Below are 17053 nucleotides of genomic sequence, written 5' to 3' on the forward strand. Positions count from 1 at the left end.
GACATCGCTGTCGGTTTTTTTGTGGGCGCTCATTATTTGACCAATCGCCAGGTAAAGGGATAGCGATAGGCAATCCCCTTGCTGGCTTTGATTGCGCCGATGATCGTCAGCACCACCGTGGCGATCGCCAGGGCAGTCATCAGGAAAAAACCAATCACCGCAAACGCCAGCACGATGCAAACCAGCCAGGCAATGGCCACGGTGATCTGGAAGTTCAAGGCCTCCTTGCCTTGATCATCAATGAACGGGTCCACTTCCTTCTTCATCTGCCACAGGATCAGCGGCCCGACGACACTGCCGAAGGGAAACACAAACCCCAGGAACGCCGAGAGGTGACACAACATTGCTCCCTGACGCGCTTCGTAAGGAGGCGTGGGTACAGGCAGTTGGTGGTCACTCATGGCGTTGCTCCTTGCGGCCGTTTCAGTCAGCCAGTGCGGCGTTCTGCAGTTCGAAGATTTCGGTCATGCCTTTCTGGGCCAGGGCCAGCATGGCGTTCAGGTCGGCCGGCTGGAATGGCGCGCCTTCGGCGGTGCCCTGCACTTCGATGAAACCACCGCTGCTGGTCATTACCACGTTCAGGTCAGTCTCGGCAGCCGAGTCTTCCAGGTAGTCGAGATCCAGCACTGGCTCGCCCTGGTACATGCCCACCGATACGGCAGCGATCATCTGCTTGAGCGGGTCGCCGGCTTTCAGGCCGCCACGCTTCTTGATCACTTTCAGCGCATCAACCAAGGCCACCATGGCGCCGGTGATGGAGGCAGTGCGGGTGCCGCCGTCGGCCTGGATCACGTCGCAATCGACGTACAGGGTCACGTCGCCCAGCTTGGACATGTCCAGGGCTGCGCGCAGCGAACGGCCGATCAGGCGCTGGATTTCAAGGGTGCGGCCGCCTTGCTTGCCACGGCTGGCTTCACGCTGGTTACGCTCGCCGGTGGCGCGCGGCAGCATGCCGTACTCGGCGGTCAACCAACCCTGGCCCTGGCCCTTGAGGAAGCGCGGCACGCCGTTTTCGACGCTGACGGTGCAGATCACCTTGGTATCGCCAAACTCGACCAGTACAGATCCCTCGGCGTGTTTGGTGTAGTTGCGGGTGATGCGGATCGAGCGGGGCTGATCGGCAGCGCGACCACTTGGACGTTTCATAGGGGATACCTGTACGGAGGACGAAAAACTGCCGAGCATTATAGAGCCGCCAGCCGATTCGGGGCACTTCTAAAAAATTCGGTTACGAATGGTTGGCCTGGCGCCCATTGTTTGGGCGCGTTCGCCTCACTGCGCTACAATCCTGCGCCTTCGCAGCCTGTCGGCTTCAATTTACCCATCAGCCCGTATTTGCGGGACTGCATCGCGAGGTACCTCCATGGTGCACAGCATGACCGCCTTCGCCCGCGTCGAAAAAGCCGGCGCCCAAGGCACCCTGAGCTGGGAACTGCGCTCGGTCAACAGCCGTTACCTGGAGCCGCACCTGCGTCTGCCGGAATCCTTGCGCGACCTCGAAGGCGCCGTGCGTGAAGCGCTGCGCCAGGGTATTTCCCGCGGCAAGCTGGAATGCACCCTGCGTTTTACCGAAGTAACTACCGGCAAGCCGCTGCAGATCGACCGCGACCGCGCCGCGCAACTGGTCGCTGCCGCTGAAACCATCGCCGGCCTGATCAAGCAACCCGCCGCGCTGAACCCGCTGGAAGTGCTGGCCTGGCCCGGCGTACTGGTGGCCGACGCCACCGACCCGCAGGCCCTCAATGCCGAAGCCCTCGCCCTGTTCAATCAGGGCTTGAAGGAGCTTAAAGCCGGCCGCGAGCGTGAGGGCGCCGAACTGGCGCGCCTGATCAGCGACCGCCTGACCTCCATCGAAGAGGACGTGGTGACCCTGCGCGAACTGGTGCCGCAGATGCTCGCCACCCAGCGCCAGAAGGTTCTGGACCGTTTCACCGACATGAAGGCCGACCTCGACCCGACGCGCCTGGAACAGGAAATGGTGCTGCTGGCGCAGAAAAGTGACGTGGCCGAAGAGCTCGACCGCCTGAGCACCCACATCCTCGAGGTGCGCCGCGTGCTCAAGTCTGCCGGTGCCGCTGGTCGGCGCCTGGACTTCCTGATGCAGGAACTCAACCGCGAAGCCAATACACTGGGCTCCAAAGCGTTTGATCCGCGCAGCACCCAAGCTGCGGTCAACCTCAAAGTGTTGATCGAGCAGATGCGCGAACAAGTACAGAATATTGAGTAAGGCAACTTCCATGACCCACAGCACCGGCACCCTTTACATCATTTCCGCCCCTTCGGGCGCGGGCAAGAGCAGCCTGGTCAAGGCCTTGACCGACGCTGACGAGCAGATCCGCATCTCGGTCTCGCACACCACCCGCGCCATGCGTCCGGGTGAAGTGAACGGCGTGCACTACCACTTCGTCGAGCGCACCGAGTTCGTCAAGATGATCGAGCACGGCGACTTCCTGGAGCGCGCCGAAGTGTTCGGCAACCTCTACGGCACCTCGCAAAGCCACCTGCAGCAGACCCTGGACGAAGGCCACGACCTGATCCTTGAAATCGACTGGCAGGGTGCCGAGCAAGTGCGCCAACTGATGCCGAAGGCGCGTTCGATCTTTATCCTGCCGCCGTCGCTCGAAGCCTTGCACCAGCGCCTGACCAACCGTGGCCAGGACAGTGACGAGATCATCGAAGGCCGCATGCGTGAAGCCGTCAGCGAAATGAGCCACTACGTCGACTACGACTACCTGATCATCAATGACGATTTCGCCAGCGCCCTGGACGATTTGAAGGCAATTTTCCGCGCCAATCAGCTCCAGCAGAAACGCCAACAGCAGCGTTTCGGCAAATTACTCGCCGAACTGCTTGGCTGATTGGCTCTTCCCAAAACCGCTGCAAGGGCTTTACATTGGCACTTGTAGCCGTTTTGCGAGGCCGCGGGAAAAATCAGCGCTTCCCTAAACGCTGGTGATTTTTTAAACTGTTCAGTCCGCTCGCCCAACCGGGCAGCGCGCATCTTGCATTCGCTCCGAGGAATACCATGGCCCGCGTAACCGTTGAAGACTGCCTAGAACACGTGGATAACCGCTTTGAGCTGGTCATGCTCTCTACCAAGCGTGCCCGTCAACTGGCCACTGGCGGCAAAGAGCCCCTGGTCCAGTGGGAAAACGACAAGCCTACCGTTGTAGCCCTGCGTGAAATCGCTGAAGGCCTGATGAGCTACGAGTTCATCGCCAACGCCGAAATCGTTGAAGACGAACCGCTGTTTGCAGCGTTCGAGGACGAGTCCAACGAGGCCGTCTAAGCCTATGCCTGGTCGACGTAGCACGGCGCGGGGTCACAGCCAACGGCAGGAGTTAATACTTTGCCGAGCATAGACGCCCTCGCCGATCGCTTATCGACCTACCTCGGCCCAGACCAGGTCAACCTGGTCCGCCGAGCGTATTTCTACGCCGAACAAGCCCACGACGGCCAACGCCGCCGCAGTGGTGAGGCGTATGTCACGCATCCTCTTGCCGTGGCCAATATTCTTGCCGACATGCACATGGACCATCAGAGCCTGATGGCTGCGATGCTGCATGACGTGATCGAAGACACCGGCATCGCCAAGGAAGCGCTCAGTGCGCAATTTGGCGAGACCGTTGCCGAACTGGTCGATGGGGTCAGCAAACTGACCCAGATGAACTTCGAAACCAAGGCCGAAGCCCAGGCGGAAAACTTCCAGAAGATGGCCATGGCCATGGCCCGAGACATTCGGGTAATCCTGGTGAAGCTGGCCGACCGGCTGCACAACATGCGCACGCTGGAAGTGCTGTCCGGCGAAAAACGCCGGCGCATCGCCAAGGAAACCCTGGAAATCTATGCGCCCATCGCCAACCGGCTGGGCATGCATGCCATTCGTATCGAATTCGAAGACCTCGGCTTCAAAGCCATGCACCCGATGCGTTCCGCGCGCATTTATCAGGCCGTCAAGCGCGCCCGGGGCAACCGCAAGGAAATCGTCAACAAGATCGAAGAGTCGCTGAGCCATTGCCTGGCGATCGACGAAATTGAAGGCGAAGTCAGCGGCCGGCAGAAACACATCTACGGCATCTACAAAAAAATGCGCGGCAAGCGTCGGGCCTTCAACGAGATCATGGACGTGTACGCGTTCCGGATCATCGTCGACAAGGTCGATACCTGCTACCGCGTGCTGGGTGCTGTACATAATTTGTATAAACCCCTGCCAGGCCGCTTCAAGGATTACATCGCGATTCCCAAGGCAAACGGCTATCAGTCGCTGCACACCACGTTGTTTGGTATGCACGGGGTACCGATCGAGATCCAGATCCGTACCCGTGAAATGGAAGAGATGGCCAACAACGGCATCGCCGCGCATTGGCTGTACAAGTCCAGCGGCGACGAACAGCCTAAAGGCACGCATGCCCGCGCCCGCCAGTGGGTCAAAGGCGTGCTGGAAATGCAGCAACGGGCCGGCAACTCCCTGGAATTTATCGAAAGTGTGAAGATCGACCTGTTCCCGGACGAGGTCTACGTCTTCACGCCCAAAGGCCGGATCATGGAGCTGCCCAAAGGCTCCACAGCGGTCGACTTTGCCTACGCGGTACACACCGACGTGGGCAACAGCTGTATTGCCTGCCGGATCAATCGACGCCTCGCGCCGCTGTCCGAGCCGCTGCAAAGCGGCTCCACGGTCGAGATCGTCAGCGCACCCGGCGCGCGCCCGAACCCGGCCTGGCTCAACTTCGTGGTCACCGGAAAAGCGCGCACACACATTCGCCACGCGCTCAAATTGCAACGCCGCTCCGAATCCATCAGCCTCGGCGAACGCCTGCTGAACAAGGTGCTCAATGGTTTCGACAGCGCCCTGGAGAAGATCCCGGCCGAGCGCGTGCAAGCGATGCTCCACGAGTATCGTCAGGAAACCATCGAAGACCTGCTGGAAGACATCGGCCTGGGCAACCGCATGGCGTATGTGGTCGCCCGTCGCCTGCTCGGCGAAGGCGAACAGCTGCCAAGCCCCGAAGGCCCGCTGGCGATTCGCGGCACGGAAGGCCTGGTGCTCAGCTACGCCAAATGTTGCACGCCGATCCCGGGCGACCCGATTGTCGGCCACTTGTCGGCTGGTAAAGGCATGGTCGTGCACTTGGACAACTGCCGCAACATCACTGAAATCCGTCACAACCCCGAGAAATGCATCCAGCTCTCGTGGGCCAAGGACGTCACCGGCGAATTCAACGTCGAGCTGCGCGTTGAGCTGGAGCACCAGCGCGGCCTGATCGCCCTGCTGGCCAGCAGCGTCAACGCGGCCGACGGCAATATCGAGAAAATCAGCATGGATGAGCGCGATGGCCGCATCAGCGTGGTCCAGCTGGTGGTCAGCGTGCACGACCGCGTGCACCTGGCCCGCGTGATCAAGAAACTGCGCGCCCTGACCGGGGTGATTCGCATCACCCGCATGCGCGCATAGCCGATCTCTTACAAGGAGTCACTCATGACCAAGACTGTTATCACCAGCGACAAAGCCCCTGCCGCCATCGGCACTTACTCCCAGGCGATCAAGGCGGGCAACACCGTCTACATGTCCGGCCAGATTCCACTGGACCCAAAGACCATGGAGCTGGTTGAAGGCTTTGAAGCACAAACCGTCCAGGTCTTCGAAAACCTCAAGTCGGTGGCCGAAGCCGCTGGCGGCTCGTTCAAAGACATCGTCAAGCTGAACATCTTCCTCACTGACCTGAGCCACTTCGCCAAGGTCAACGAGATCATGGGCAAGTACTTCGAACAGCCGTACCCAGCCCGCGCCGCTATCGGCGTTGCCGCCCTGCCAAAGGGCGCACAGGTCGAGATGGACGCGATTCTGGTCATCGAGTAAAACACCCGGCGCAGCCTCCACAGGCCGCGCCGACTTCGTTTCAGAAGGATTTCGTGATGCGCAAAGCGCTTGTAGCCTCTTCGTTGCTCGCCTTGTTGCTCGGCGGCTGCGCCAGCAACCCCGCCGACCTGGATGTGAGCGGCACCTGGATCAACCAGGCCGCCATCAACGCGGCAGCCAAGGGCGGCCCTTTGCGTGAAGCGCTGCAAACCTATGGTCCGAACCTCGAATGGGAGGTCAACACCAAGGCTTCGCAGGCGCGTTACTACAACGGTTTTGAAGTCGCCGAAGGCAAGCTGCTCAGTGAGAAACCCGGCGCCTGGAGCGTCGATTTCTACGGCAGCTCCGCCACCGAACTCAAGCGCAAAGGCAAACAACTGCTGCAAGTGGCCAACGACAATGAGCCTGAGCAGCTGTTCGCCCGTGCCAATGACCCAGCCCCCGAAGGCGCGCCACTGGGCGCCAACTTCGAGCGCGCCCTGTATGCCGCCTATATGGGTGGCGACTGGAAGATCACCGACGGGAACGGCGACGGCGCCACGGTGCAGTTCCAGGCCGACGGCAAAGTCGCCGGTTTGCCCGGTGTCGATCGGTACTCGCTGTGCCTGGCGGGTGACTGCGCCTCAATGAGCGGCGGCTACGACAGTATCTGGCTGCAACTCAACGGCCAGGGCAACCCGTGGATCTTCGCGCGCAAAGGCAAGCAGCTGGAAATCTTCCAGGCCGTGAACACTGCGCAGGCGGATGAAGTGCCTTCGTTTACGCCGGGGCCACGGCAGTGGTTGTTGGAAAAACAGTGATACAGAACAAAGGAGCCTACCGGCTCCTTTTTCTTTAGTCTGCGCCATGGTTTTTTCACCAGCAGACGGACCACTCCATGCACACGCTACTCCTCATCAGCTTGATCCTGCTGGGCGGCTGCACACACCTGCAGCAGCAAACCGCGGACATCAGCGGGCTATGGATCAACCAGGCCGCTATCGATACCGCCGCCCAGGGGCGGCCGCTGCTTAAAGCCCTGGACGCCAACGGCATGAACCTGGAATGGAACATCGACACCCGTACCGGCAAAGCGCAATTCAGCACTGCGTTCGAGGAGGGTGAAGGCCAACTGCTGCAGAAGGCGCCTGGCATTTGGTCGGTGGATTACAACGGCCATGGCAGCGACGAATTGCAATTGAACGGCGAGCAACTGGTCCAACAGACCGGCAAGATTTACGCAGGGCAAACGTTTAGCCGCCCCATTCAACCCGCTGCCGCAGGTGCCAAGTGGGGCACGGCGTTCAGGCAAGCCCTGAACTCAGCCTACATGGGCGGTCAGTGGAAAATTATTGAAGGCCAAGGCACAGGCAACCTTGTGAGGTTCAGCGCCGATGGCAGCCTGTCCGGCCTGGGCAACAATGACCGCTATGAACTGTGCCTGGGAGGCGACTGCGCCACTCAAGGTGCCGGCAATGACGTCGTCTATCTGGGCAAAGGAGCGGTCGGCGACGGCTGGATTTTCGTGCGCTACGGCAAACAGTTGGAAATTCTGCAGGCGATCAACCTTTCCCAGCCAGATGAAATCCCCCAGCTCAGCCCCGGGCCACGCCAATGGCTGCTGGAAAAGCAGTAACAAAAAAGGAGCCTCACGGCTCCTTCTTCACATCTAGCACTTACCTTCAAGGATCGCCGCGTACCCTTCGCGATAAGTCGGGTAGGTCGGCACCCAGCCCAACGCCTTGGCTCGGGCGTTGCTGCATTGTTTGCTGCCAGCGCGGCGCACACTGGCGTCATCAGCCCATTCGGTCACGCCCAGGTAGTCGCGCAACCAACTCACCACTTCTGCCAAGGGCGCGGGCGCATCGTCAACGCCGATGTAAATGCTGTCCAGCGAACCGCCCTGCTCCACATGCCGCAGCAGGAAGGCCAGCAATCCGGCAGCGTCATCCGCGTGAATCCGGTTGCCATATAAAGGGGGATCAACCGCCACGCGATAGCCTTGGCGCACTTGGGTCAGCAGCCATTCACGGCCGGGCCCATAGATACCGGTCAACCGCACGATGCTCGCAGGAATACCGCTATTGAGCGCCACTTGCTCAGCTTCCAGCATTACCTGGCCGGAATACCCTTTCGCTTGAGTGTCGGACGTTTCGTCGACCCACTCACCCTTCTGCTGGCCGTACACACTGCTGCTCGACACAAACAGCAAATGCTTGGGCTCCTGGCCGTAGTCGTTCAGCCACTCCAACACATGCTGCAGCCCTTGCACGTAGGCCGCACGATAGCCGGCCTCATCGTGGTCGGTCGCAGCGGCGCAATACACCAGATAATCCACTGCGCCGATCGGCCAAGTGTCAGGGCAATCCTTTTTGAACAGGTCACCGGCGATGCCGATGACACCCTCTGGCAGGCGTGAAATATCACGTCGCAGGCCATGAACCTCCCATTCCGAGGCCAGCAATTGGCTAGCCAGCCGACTACCCACATCGCCGCAACCGGCAATCACAACAGAAGGCGCAGACATCACAAAACTCCATTCTTAAAGGCGCAGATTAGCCGCCGAAGATGACCAGCGGCCAGCAAAACGACAAATTAAGTAACTGTATTACTTTTGTTAACAAGAATTACTTGCAATAATAACCGCCCATTTGTCCTCGACCCATCAGGGTCTGGCAGGACGATCACTCATTTTTTCTCTCAGGTCCGGCCAGCATGACACGTAATACAAACCCCGCTTCGCCAACCAAGCCTCTCAGCCCATCTCGCGCCTGGCGTGCGATTGCTGCGCTGCTGTTCAGCGTTCTGCTGGCACCGACCGCCGCTTTCGCTGACGCAACCGCCCCAGCCACTCCGGCCGCGGCCCAGCAGAACGCAACCACGCCGCCAGCCCCTGCCGCAGCACCTGTGGCCACCGACCCAGCCCAGGCCGCAGCCCCTGCGCCTGCCGACGACTCCGGTGTTGTCCTGGAAGAAGACAACAGCCTGGGCATGGCCCATGACCTGTCCCCGTGGGGCATGTACCAGAACGCTGACGTGGTGGTAAAAGCCGTCATGATCGGCCTGGCCATCGCCTCGATCATTACCTGGACCATCTGGATCGCCAAGGGCTTCGAGCTGCTGGGCGCCAAGCGTCGCCTGCGCACTGAAATCGTCCACCTGAAAAAAGCCACCACCCTCAAGGAAGCCAGCGACACCGCTACCAAGAAGGGCACCCTGGCCAACCTGCTGGTCCACGACGCGCTCGAAGAAATGCGCTTGTCGGTCAACACCCGCGAAAAAGAAGGCATCAAGGAACGCGTCAGCTTCCGCCTCGAGCGCCTGGTGGCGGCCTGCGGTCGTAACATGAGCAGCGGCACCGGCGTGCTCGCCACTATCGGTTCCACCGCACCGTTCGTGGGTCTGTTCGGTACCGTGTGGGGCATCATGAACAGCTTCATCGGCATCGCCAAAACCCAAACCACCAACCTCGCTGTCGTTGCCCCAGGCATCGCCGAAGCCCTGCTGGCAACCGCACTGGGCCTGGTTGCCGCGATTCCTGCGGTGGTGATCTACAACGTCTTCGCCCGCTCCATTGCCGGCTACAAGGCTCAGGTATCGGACGCGTCGGCAGAAGTCCTGCTGCTGGTCAGCCGCGACCTCGATCACGCCCCTACCGAGCGCAGCTCGCAACCGCACATGGTGAAAGTGGGGTAATCGGCCATGGGCCTGCATTTGAATCAAGGCGACGATGAACTCGTCGAGAACCACGAAATCAACGTCACGCCGTTTATTGACGTGATGCTGGTGCTGCTGATCATCTTCATGGTGGCGGCACCGTTGGCCACCGTGGACATCAAGGTCGATCTGCCGGCCTCCAGCGCCAAGCCTGCGCCGCGTCCAGAGAAGCCGATCTTCCTCAGCGTCAAGGCGGACCAACGCCTGTTCCTGGGTGAAGAAGAAGTCAAAGCTGAAACCCTGGGCCCGGTGCTCGACGCCAAGACCCAAGGCAAGAAAGACACGACGATCTTCTTCCAGGCCGACAAGGGCGTGGACTACGGCGACCTGATGAGCGTGATGGATGCCCTGCGGGCAGCCGGCTACCTCAAGGTCGGCCTGGTCGGACTTGAGACGGCAGCCAAGAAATGATCACGACGCGCCACAAACTGACGCGTTATGGCACCAGCCTCGCCGTCGTGCTGGGCGTGCATGCCGTCGCGATCATCATCGCGCTTCAATGGTCCGCGCCGCATCCGGTGACGCTGCCACCGGCCGCCATGGTCATCGACCTGGCGCCGATGCCGGCACCACCGCCTCCCGCGCCGCCCAAGGTGGTCACGCCGCCACAGCCGCCGGCGCCGGTGGAAGAGCTGCCTTTGCCGAAACTGGCCGAGGCGCCCAAGCCAACGATCCAGGTGCCCAAGCCGGTCAAGCCCAAGCCCAAACCCCAGCCGCCCAAGCCAGTGGAGAAAAAGCCCGAGCCGCCCAAGGAGAAACCTTCCGAAGAGCCGCCGAGCGAAACCCCACCGACGAATGCGCCGGCTGAAAAATCCGCTCAACCCGTGCCCGGCCCTTCGCCAGCCCAGGTAGCAGCGAAAGCGTCCTGGGAAGGCACCCTGCTGGCGCACTTGCAGAAGTACAAGAAGTACCCGCCAGGCGCTCAACAGCGTGGCAAAGAGGGGCTTAACCGCCTGCGCTTCGTGGTCGATGCCGAAGGCAATGTGCTGTCCTACGAGTTGGTGGGCCGCTCCGGCAACGCCGACCTGGACCGCGCGACCCTGGACATGATTCGTCGTGCCCAGCCATTGCCCAAGCCGCCGGCCGACATGTTGAAAGGCGGCAGCGTCGAGATCGTCGCGCCGTTTGTTTACAACATCGAGAAGCGTCGCCGCTAAGGATTGCCAAGCAGGCCAATGCGGGAGCGAGCTTGCTCGCGAAAGCGCAGTGTCAGTCGATACATTCTTAACTGACACCGCGCATTCACGAGCCAGTGCGCTCCCACATTTTGTTTGTTGAAGCTAAAAATCCATTTTTCAGTTAAATCCGAGCCACTCCCCGCTCAATCCCCAGCAAAGTTCTGATAACGTGCGTCTATCGATTGCAGCCGGTATGCTTGGCTCGCAACCTCATGGACGCCCGCTATGACTCTTACAGAATTACGCTACATCGTGACCCTCGCCCAAGAGCAGCACTTCGGCCACGCGGCCGAGCGTTGCCATGTCAGCCAGCCGACGCTGTCGGTGGGCGTGAAAAAGCTTGAAGACGAACTCGGTGTGCTGATTTTCGAGCGCAGCAAGAGCGCCGTGCGCCTCACGCCAGTGGGCGAAGGCATTGTCGCCCAGGCCCAAAAGGTGCTGGAACAAGCCCAAAGCATTCGCGAGCTGGCCCAGGCCGGCAAGAACCAGCTGACTGCACCGCTCAAAGTCGGCGCCATCTACACCGTTGGCCCGTACCTGTTCCCGCATTTGATTCCGCAACTGCACCGCGTCGCGCCGCAGATGCCGCTGTATATCGAAGAAAACTTCACCCACGTGCTGCGCGACAAACTGCGCAACGGTGAACTGGACGCGATCATCATCGCCCTGCCGTTCAACGAAGCGGACGTGTTGACCTTGCCGCTCTACGACGAGCCGTTCTACGTGTTGATGCCGGCCTCCCACCCGTGGACGCAAAAAGACACCATCGACGCCGGCCTGCTCAACGACAAGAGCCTGTTGCTGCTCGGCGAAGGCCACTGCTTCCGCGACCAGGTACTCGAAGCCTGCCCGACCCTGACCAAGGGCAACGACGGCGCCAAGCACACCACCGTGGAATCCAGCTCGCTGGAAACCATCCGCCATATGGTCGCGTCCGGCCTGGGTATTTCGATCTTGCCGCTGTCGGCAGTGGACAGTCATCACTACGCCCCCGGCGTAATCGAAGTGCGCCCGCTCACGCCGCCGGTGCCATTCCGGACCGTGGCGATCGCCTGGCGCGCCAGCTTCCCACGCCCGAAAGCCATTGAGATCCTCGCCGACTCGATCCGTTTGTGCTCGGTGGCCAAGCCGCCTGCTGCGAGCTAAGCAAGGGTATGACTGAGCTGTCGCACGTGTCGGTCACCGCACTCAAGGGTGTTGGTGAAGCCATGGCCGAGAAGTTGGCCAAGGTCGGCCTGGAGAACCTCCAGGACGTGCTGTTCCACTTGCCCCTGCGCTATCAGGACCGCACGCGCGTCGTGCCCATCGGCCATTTGCGCCCAGGACAGGACGCGGTGGTCGAAGGCACCGTCAGTGGCGCGGATGTGGTGATGGGCAAGCGCCGCAGTCTGGTCGTACGCCTGCAGGACGGCACCGGTGGCCTCAGCCTGCGCTTCTACCATTTCAGCAACGCCCAGAAGGAAGGCCTCAAGCGCGGCACCCGCGTGCGCTGCTACGGCGAGGCACGACCTGGCGCGTCGGGCCTGGAAATCTACCACCCCGAATACCGCGCCATTACCGGCGACGAGCCGCCGCCGGTGGATACCACCCTCACGCCGATCTACCCGCTGACCGAAGGCCTGACCCAACAACGCCTGCGCCAACTGTGCATGCAGACCCTGACGATGCTCGGCCCCAAAAGCCTGCCCGACTGGCTGCCGGTGGAACTGGCCCGCGACTACCAACTGGCGCCGCTGGACGATGCCATCCGCTATCTGCACCACCCGCCCGCCGATGCCGATGTCGACGAACTGGCCCTGGGTCATCACTGGGCGCAACATCGCCTGGCCTTTGAAGAGCTGCTGACTCACCAGTTGTCCCAGCAGCGCCTGCGCGAAAGCATGCGCTCCCTGCGCGCGCCCGCAATGCCCAAGGCCACGCGCCTGCCTGCGCAATACCTGGCGAACCTGGGCTTCGCGCCAACCGGCGCCCAGCAACGGGTTGGCAATGAAATCGCCTACGACCTCAGCCAGAAAGAACCAATGCTGCGCCTGATCCAGGGTGACGTGGGCGCTGGCAAGACCGTGGTCGCCGCCCTCGCCGCCTTGCAGGCACTGGAAGCCGGTTACCAAGTGGCGCTGATGGCGCCCACCGAGATTCTCGCCGAGCAGCACTTCATCACCTTCAAGCGCTGGCTCGAACCACTGGGCCTGGAAGTGGCGTGGCTGGCCGGCAAACTCAAGGGCAAGGTGCGCGCGGCGGCGCTGGAACAGATCGCCAATGGCGCACCGATGGTGGTGGGTACCCATGCGCTGTTCCAGGACGAAGTGAAATTCAAGAACCTCGCGCTGGTGATCATCGACGAACAGCACCGCTTCGGCGTGCAGCAGCGCCTGGCCCTGCGCCAAAAAGGCGTGGGCGGGCGCATGAGCCCGCACCAGTTGATCATGACCGCGACACCGATCCCACGCACCCTGGCCATGAGCGCCTACGCCGACCTCGACACCTCGATCCTCGACGAACTGCCGCCCGGCCGTACTCCGGTCAACACCGTGCTGGTCACCGACACCCGCCGCGTGGAAGTGATCGAGCGCGTGCGCGGTGCCTGCGCCGAAGGCCGTCAGGCGTACTGGGTGTGCACGCTGATCGAAGAGTCCGAGGAGCTGACGTGCCAGGCCGCCGAAACCACCTATGAAGACCTCACCAGTGCCTTGGGCGAACTCAAGGTCGGGCTGATCCACGGCCGCATGAAGCCTGCGGAAAAAGCTGCGGTGATGGCTGAGTTCAAAGCGGGCAACCTCCAATTGCTGGTGGCCACCACGGTGATCGAAGTGGGTGTGGACGTGCCCAATGCCAGCTTGATGATCATCGAAAACCCCGAGCGCCTGGGCCTGGCCCAATTGCACCAATTACGTGGTCGCGTCGGCCGGGGCAGCGCTGCCAGCCATTGCGTGCTGCTCTACCATCCACCGTTGTCGCAGATCGGTCGTCAGCGCCTGGGCATCATGCGCGAAACCAACGACGGCTTTGTCATCGCCGAAAAAGACCTCGAGCTGCGCGGTCCCGGTGAAATGCTCGGCACCCGCCAGACTGGCCTGCTGCAATTCAAGGTCGCCGACCTGATGCGCGACGCTGACCTGCTGCCGGCCGTGCGTGATGCGGCGCAAGCGCTGCTCGAACGCTGGCCGGATCACGTCAGCCCGTTGCTCGATCGCTGGCTACGGCATGGGCAGCAATACGGCCAAGTGTGACGCCTGACTCACTTATCCAACCAACAGTTGTATCAAGCTGGTTATACTTCGGTGACTGTAAGAAATTGGATCAGGCCATGTCAGAAGTAGCCCTCGCCACAGCCCCACTGACCGCCCCGCCGGTCATTCGGGCTCTGCTCGCAAAGCTCGCCATTCCTTATACGGAAGTCGCCGAACAGGCTGGCCTGAATCCCGCGCAAAAGGTCCAGGCGGTTTTGCTGGAAGATGCCGTTGGCGCCCTCATGGTGCTGTTCCCGCAGAGCCAGTTGCTCGACCTCAACCGACTCGCCGAACTCACCGGTCGCCGCCTTACCGCGGTATCGCCGGATCGCATCGAGCGCATGTTGGCCAAGCACGAGTTGAGCCTGCTGCCAGGCCTGCCGGCCCTGACCAGTTCGCCCTGCCTGTACGAAGGCAGCCTGCTGAGCGAACCGAGCCTGCTGGTGCATTCAGGCGAAGCCGGGCTGCTGCTGGAAATTGCCAGCAGCGACTTCAAGACCATGCTCACCAAAGCCAGCGCCGGGCAGTTCGGCGAGCCGTTGAGCAACATTCGCCCGAACCTCGACCGCCCCAATGATGACCGCGAGGAAATCACCCAGGCGATGCAGGCGTTCACCGCCCGCCGCATCCAGCAACGCCTGGAAGCGACCATCGAAATTCCACCGCTGGCCGATACCGCGCAAAAGATCATCAAGCTGCGCGTCGACCCCAACGCCACCATCGATGACATCACTGGCGTAGTGGAAACCGACCCCGCCCTGGCCGCCCAAGTGGTGAGCTGGGCCGCGTCGCCGTACTACGCCTCGCCAGGCAAGATTCGTTCAGTTGAAGACGCCATCGTGCGCGTACTGGGCTTTGATCTGGTGATCAACCTGGCGTTGGGCCTGGCCCTGGGTAAAACCTTGAGCCTGCCCAAAGACCACCCGCATCAGTCCACGCCGTACTGGCACCAGTCGATCTACACCGCCGCTGTGATCGAAGGCCTGACCCGCGCCATGCCACGCGCCCAGCGCCCGGAAGCCGGCCTGACCTACCTCGCCGGCCTGCTGCATAACTTCGGTTATCTGCTGCTGGCCCACGTGTTTCCGCCGCACTTCTCGCTGATCTGCCGTCACTTGGAGGTCAACCCGCACCTGTGCCACAGCTATGTCGAACAACACTTGCTGGGCATCAGCCGCGAGCAGATCGGTGCCTGGCTGATGCGCTACTGGGACATGCCGGACGAACTGTCCACCGCCCTGCGCTTCCAGCACGACCCGACCTACGACGGGCAATATGCCGAATACCCGAACCTGGTGTGCCTGGCGGTGCGCTTGTTGCGCAGCCGTGGCATTGGCTCCGGGCCGGATGAGGCGATTCCGGATGCACTGCTTGAGCGTTTGGGCTTGAGCCGTGACAAGGCCGAGGAAGTGGTCGGCAAAGTACTGGATGCCGAGGTGCTGTTGCGTGAACTGGCATCCCAGTTCAGCCAGGGCTGACGCTGTCGCCTGATAAACCGCTATCGCAGGCAAGCCAGCTCCCACAGTTGACCGAGTTTCAACCCTGGAATGCAGTCAACTGTGGGAGCTGGCTTGCCTGCGATGAATTCAACTCGGTACCCCTGAAGAAACCCTTCAGGCCTTCTTCTTTTTCTTCGGCTTCAAATACTTGGTCAGCCCCTGGAACCAGATCACCAGCGCCGGGTTGCCCTTGATCTGGATCGACTTGTCCTGAATCCCTGTCATGAACGCCAGTTGCTTGTTCTTCGCCTGCATCGTGGCGAAGCCGTAGGCGGCATCTTTGAAGGCGATAGCAAACGCAGGTTGCGGGTGAACCCCTGAGCGGCTGGTGATGCGCTGGTCTTTGACGATGAAGTGACGGGCAACCTTGCCGTCGAGGGTCTGCAACTGGAACGCCAGGTCTTTGTCACCCAGCTGTTGCTGGAAAGCAGGATTGGTGCGGCTGGCCTTGCCCATCATCAGGCCAAGCACCCACAGCAGAAGACGAAATTTCATGCACACGGCCTCGGTATCATTATTAAGTGGCCGCAGCAGTGTAACGATTTGTTTGAGGAACGCCACCGATCTCGCGCTTTAGCGGGAGATCGGCTGGCGTTTAACGCTTATAGCAACATGTTACTTAAACGTTAGGGCAAGGCACCGGCGCCCAGTCGGCCAGGTTTGGATCGCGGCAAGTGCCTTCGATCTGCGCCTTGCCAGCGCTGGCGACCTGCTTGCTTTCAGCTTGCTTGGTCTGCGCGGTCTGGATGGTTTTTTCGGTGGCGACCGCTTCTTTCGGCACGGTCGGCAGCGCTGCTTTTTTCGCCGGCTTGACGGCTTTTTTGCCTTTGGCCGGCGTCACCACCGGCGTGGTATCAGCGGTGGCCACGGTCACGACGTCGGCACGCTGCACACCCACTTGTTGCAGGTCTTGCTCGTACGCCTGGGTGTAGTTGTTCAGGTCTTCGCTGGCTTTGCCGTTGACCGCGACGATCAGGTCATTGGACTCCTTGAGGCCGGAAACGATTTCCGCCAGGCGCTTGCGGCCTTCGGTGTCGTTGACGGTCTTGGCTTTACGGTCAGCCACCAGCTTGGTGAATGCGCTCTGGTAGCACTGCTGGGACGCTTTGGCGTATGCGGTGCTGCGGTCGATGTCGGAAGCGCTTTTGTTGACGTCAGCCGCGTAGGACGCAATGCGCTGGTTGTCATCGCTGATCTGCTTCTGACGCTCGGTGTAGTAACCCGCCGCGCCACCCGCCAGGGCGCCGCCCGCGGCACCGATGGCAGCGTTACGGCCGCGCTTGTCGGAGTCGCCGGTCAGCGCGCCCAGCAGAGCACCGCCGGCAGCGCCGATGGCCGCACCGGTGACAACCGACTTGGTCATGTCCGAGTCGGTCGCGCGCAAGTGCTGCACCGGCTCGTAGCAGTTCGGGTAGTACTCGACCTTGGTGCTCGACGCGACCTTGGACGCCGGCGACGTGGCGCAGCCAGTCAACACGGTGCTGAAACCAGCCGCGATCAGCAGCAAGTGACGCTTGGAAACCGCCTTACGGGAAAAAAGCATAGGTGTGTTCTCTGTTAAGTTTGACTTGCCCAGCACGGCCCACCGCC

18 protein-coding genes are annotated in these 17053 nt (G+C 61.3%); 13 read left to right on the forward strand and 5 right to left on the reverse strand.

Annotated features, from left to right (window positions below; translation table 11 throughout):
- Nucleotides 1-32: 32 nt before the first annotated feature.
- Nucleotides 33-401: a DUF4870 domain-containing protein gene (locus tag AC19YS_RS07660; protein WP_200622567.1), complete on the reverse strand. Its 369-nt coding sequence runs from the start codon at nt 399-401 to the stop codon at nt 33-35.
- Nucleotides 402-423: 22 nt separating this feature from the next.
- On the reverse strand, nt 424-1146 hold the full coding sequence (gene rph, locus AC19YS_RS07665; RefSeq protein ID WP_500601375.1) for a ribonuclease PH: 723 nt from the start codon (nt 1144-1146) through the stop codon (nt 424-426).
- 217 nt (nt 1147-1363) lie between these two features.
- On the opposite strand from rph, the gene AC19YS_RS07670 reads away from it, so the two are divergent.
- The 7 genes from AC19YS_RS07670 (at nt 1364) to AC19YS_RS07700 (ending at nt 7475) form a co-directional block, all read left to right on the forward strand.
- Nucleotides 1364-2227 carry a YicC/YloC family endoribonuclease gene (locus AC19YS_RS07670; protein WP_200622569.1) on the forward strand — a complete coding sequence of 288 codons (864 nt, stop codon included), beginning with the start codon at nt 1364-1366 and terminating at the stop codon, nt 2225-2227.
- 10 nt (nt 2228-2237) lie between these two features.
- Nucleotides 2238-2858, forward strand: a complete 621-nt coding sequence (gene gmk / locus AC19YS_RS07675) for a guanylate kinase (RefSeq protein WP_106575862.1) — start codon at nt 2238-2240, stop codon at nt 2856-2858.
- A gap of 167 nt (nt 2859-3025) precedes the next feature.
- The gene (gene rpoZ / locus AC19YS_RS07680) at nt 3026-3289 is read left to right on the forward strand and encodes a DNA-directed RNA polymerase subunit omega (RefSeq protein ID WP_003176920.1); all 264 of its coding nucleotides are present in this window, start codon (nt 3026-3028) and stop codon (nt 3287-3289) included.
- A 60-nt stretch (nt 3290-3349) separates the two neighbouring features.
- The gene (gene spoT, locus AC19YS_RS07685; protein WP_083356111.1) at nt 3350-5455 is read left to right on the forward strand and encodes a bifunctional GTP diphosphokinase/guanosine-3',5'-bis pyrophosphate 3'-pyrophosphohydrolase; all 2106 of its coding nucleotides are present in this window, start codon (nt 3350-3352) and stop codon (nt 5453-5455) included.
- Between the two features lie 24 nt (nt 5456-5479).
- On the forward strand, nt 5480-5860 hold the full coding sequence (locus tag AC19YS_RS07690; RefSeq protein ID WP_003176922.1) for a RidA family protein: 381 nt from the start codon (nt 5480-5482) through the stop codon (nt 5858-5860).
- Nucleotides 5861-5916: 56 nt separating this feature from the next.
- Nucleotides 5917-6660, forward strand: coding sequence for a hypothetical protein (locus AC19YS_RS07695; RefSeq protein WP_124418757.1), 744 nt, complete (start codon nt 5917-5919; stop codon nt 6658-6660).
- Nucleotides 6661-6737: 77 nt separating this feature from the next.
- Entirely contained in the window at nt 6738-7475 is a 738-nt protein-coding gene (locus AC19YS_RS07700) for a hypothetical protein (RefSeq protein WP_169367845.1), read from the forward strand.
- Between the two features lie 33 nt (nt 7476-7508).
- Here the strand turns inward: AC19YS_RS07700 and AC19YS_RS07705 are convergent, their stop codons facing one another.
- Nucleotides 7509-8366 (reverse strand): SDR family oxidoreductase, encoded by an 858-nt coding sequence (locus tag AC19YS_RS07705; RefSeq protein WP_106575865.1) that lies wholly within the window; start codon nt 8364-8366, stop codon nt 7509-7511.
- Between the two features lie 188 nt (nt 8367-8554).
- On the opposite strand from AC19YS_RS07705, the gene exbB reads away from it, so the two are divergent.
- The 6 genes from exbB to AC19YS_RS07735 all read left to right on the forward strand — a co-directional run bounded on the left by exbB (nt 8555) and on the right by AC19YS_RS07735 (nt 15442).
- A complete protein-coding gene (exbB, locus tag AC19YS_RS07710) occupies nt 8555-9535 on the forward strand; it encodes a tonB-system energizer ExbB (protein ID WP_200622592.1) in 981 nt (326 codons plus the stop codon).
- A gap of 6 nt (nt 9536-9541) precedes the next feature.
- Nucleotides 9542-9967 carry a TonB system transport protein ExbD gene (gene exbD / locus AC19YS_RS07715; protein WP_003195519.1) on the forward strand — a complete coding sequence of 142 codons (426 nt, stop codon included), beginning with the start codon at nt 9542-9544 and terminating at the stop codon, nt 9965-9967.
- On the forward strand, nt 9964-10713 hold the full coding sequence (locus AC19YS_RS07720; protein WP_106575867.1) for an energy transducer TonB family protein: 750 nt from the start codon (nt 9964-9966) through the stop codon (nt 10711-10713). Before exbD ends, AC19YS_RS07720 begins: the two co-directional genes overlap by 4 nt.
- Nucleotides 10714-10959: 246 nt before the next feature.
- Entirely contained in the window at nt 10960-11880 is a 921-nt protein-coding gene (locus AC19YS_RS07725) for a hydrogen peroxide-inducible genes activator (protein ID WP_015886540.1), read from the forward strand.
- An 8-nt stretch (nt 11881-11888) separates the two neighbouring features.
- Nucleotides 11889-13964, forward strand: a complete 2076-nt coding sequence (gene recG / locus AC19YS_RS07730; RefSeq protein WP_119737210.1) for an ATP-dependent DNA helicase RecG — start codon at nt 11889-11891, stop codon at nt 13962-13964.
- 77 nt (nt 13965-14041) lie between these two features.
- The gene (locus AC19YS_RS07735; protein ID WP_119737208.1) at nt 14042-15442 is read left to right on the forward strand and encodes an aminoacyl-tRNA deacylase and HDOD domain-containing protein; all 1401 of its coding nucleotides are present in this window, start codon (nt 14042-14044) and stop codon (nt 15440-15442) included.
- Between the two features lie 135 nt (nt 15443-15577).
- Here AC19YS_RS07735 and AC19YS_RS07740 read toward each other — a convergent pair whose 3' ends face one another.
- Together AC19YS_RS07740 and tagQ are read right to left on the reverse strand one after the other, a co-directional pair.
- Complete coding sequence (locus tag AC19YS_RS07740; protein WP_119737206.1) at nt 15578-15958, reverse strand: helicase; 381 nt, start codon at nt 15956-15958, stop codon at nt 15578-15580.
- Between the two features lie 124 nt (nt 15959-16082).
- Nucleotides 16083-17006, reverse strand: coding sequence for a type VI secretion system-associated lipoprotein TagQ (gene tagQ, locus AC19YS_RS07745; RefSeq protein ID WP_106575871.1), 924 nt, complete (start codon nt 17004-17006; stop codon nt 16083-16085).
- Nucleotides 17007-17053: the final 47 nt, after the last annotated feature.

This window comes from Pseudomonas sp. MF08831 (assembly GCF_059862645.1).

Bases quoted from the DNA above. Each gene is read 5' to 3' on its own strand.
- AC19YS_RS07660 (WP_200622567.1), bottom strand. From the start codon at position 401: ATGAGTGACCACCAACTGCCTGTACCCACGCCTCCTTACGAAGCGCGT.
- rph (WP_500601375.1), bottom strand. From the start codon at position 1,146: ATGAAACGTCCAAGTGGTCGCGCTGCCGATCAGCCCCGCTCGATCCGC.
- AC19YS_RS07670 (WP_200622569.1), top strand. From the start codon at position 1,364: ATGGTGCACAGCATGACCGCCTTCGCCCGCGTCGAAAAAGCCGGCGCC.
- gmk (WP_106575862.1), top strand. From the start codon at position 2,238: ATGACCCACAGCACCGGCACCCTTTACATCATTTCCGCCCCTTCGGGC.
- rpoZ (WP_003176920.1), top strand. From the start codon at position 3,026: ATGGCCCGCGTAACCGTTGAAGACTGCCTAGAACACGTGGATAACCGC.
- AC19YS_RS07690 (WP_003176922.1), top strand. From the start codon at position 5,480: ATGACCAAGACTGTTATCACCAGCGACAAAGCCCCTGCCGCCATCGGC.
- AC19YS_RS07695 (WP_124418757.1), top strand. From the start codon at position 5,917: ATGCGCAAAGCGCTTGTAGCCTCTTCGTTGCTCGCCTTGTTGCTCGGC.
- AC19YS_RS07700 (WP_169367845.1), top strand. From the start codon at position 6,738: ATGCACACGCTACTCCTCATCAGCTTGATCCTGCTGGGCGGCTGCACA.
- AC19YS_RS07705 (WP_106575865.1), bottom strand. From the start codon at position 8,366: ATGTCTGCGCCTTCTGTTGTGATTGCCGGTTGCGGCGATGTGGGTAGT.
- exbB (WP_200622592.1), top strand. From the start codon at position 8,555: ATGACACGTAATACAAACCCCGCTTCGCCAACCAAGCCTCTCAGCCCA.
- exbD (WP_003195519.1), top strand. From the start codon at position 9,542: ATGGGCCTGCATTTGAATCAAGGCGACGATGAACTCGTCGAGAACCAC.
- AC19YS_RS07720 (WP_106575867.1), top strand. From the start codon at position 9,964: ATGATCACGACGCGCCACAAACTGACGCGTTATGGCACCAGCCTCGCC.
- AC19YS_RS07725 (WP_015886540.1), top strand. From the start codon at position 10,960: ATGACTCTTACAGAATTACGCTACATCGTGACCCTCGCCCAAGAGCAG.
- recG (WP_119737210.1), top strand. From the start codon at position 11,889: ATGACTGAGCTGTCGCACGTGTCGGTCACCGCACTCAAGGGTGTTGGT.
- AC19YS_RS07735 (WP_119737208.1), top strand. From the start codon at position 14,042: ATGTCAGAAGTAGCCCTCGCCACAGCCCCACTGACCGCCCCGCCGGTC.
- AC19YS_RS07740 (WP_119737206.1), bottom strand. From the start codon at position 15,958: ATGAAATTTCGTCTTCTGCTGTGGGTGCTTGGCCTGATGATGGGCAAG.
- tagQ (WP_106575871.1), bottom strand. From the start codon at position 17,006: ATGCTTTTTTCCCGTAAGGCGGTTTCCAAGCGTCACTTGCTGCTGATC.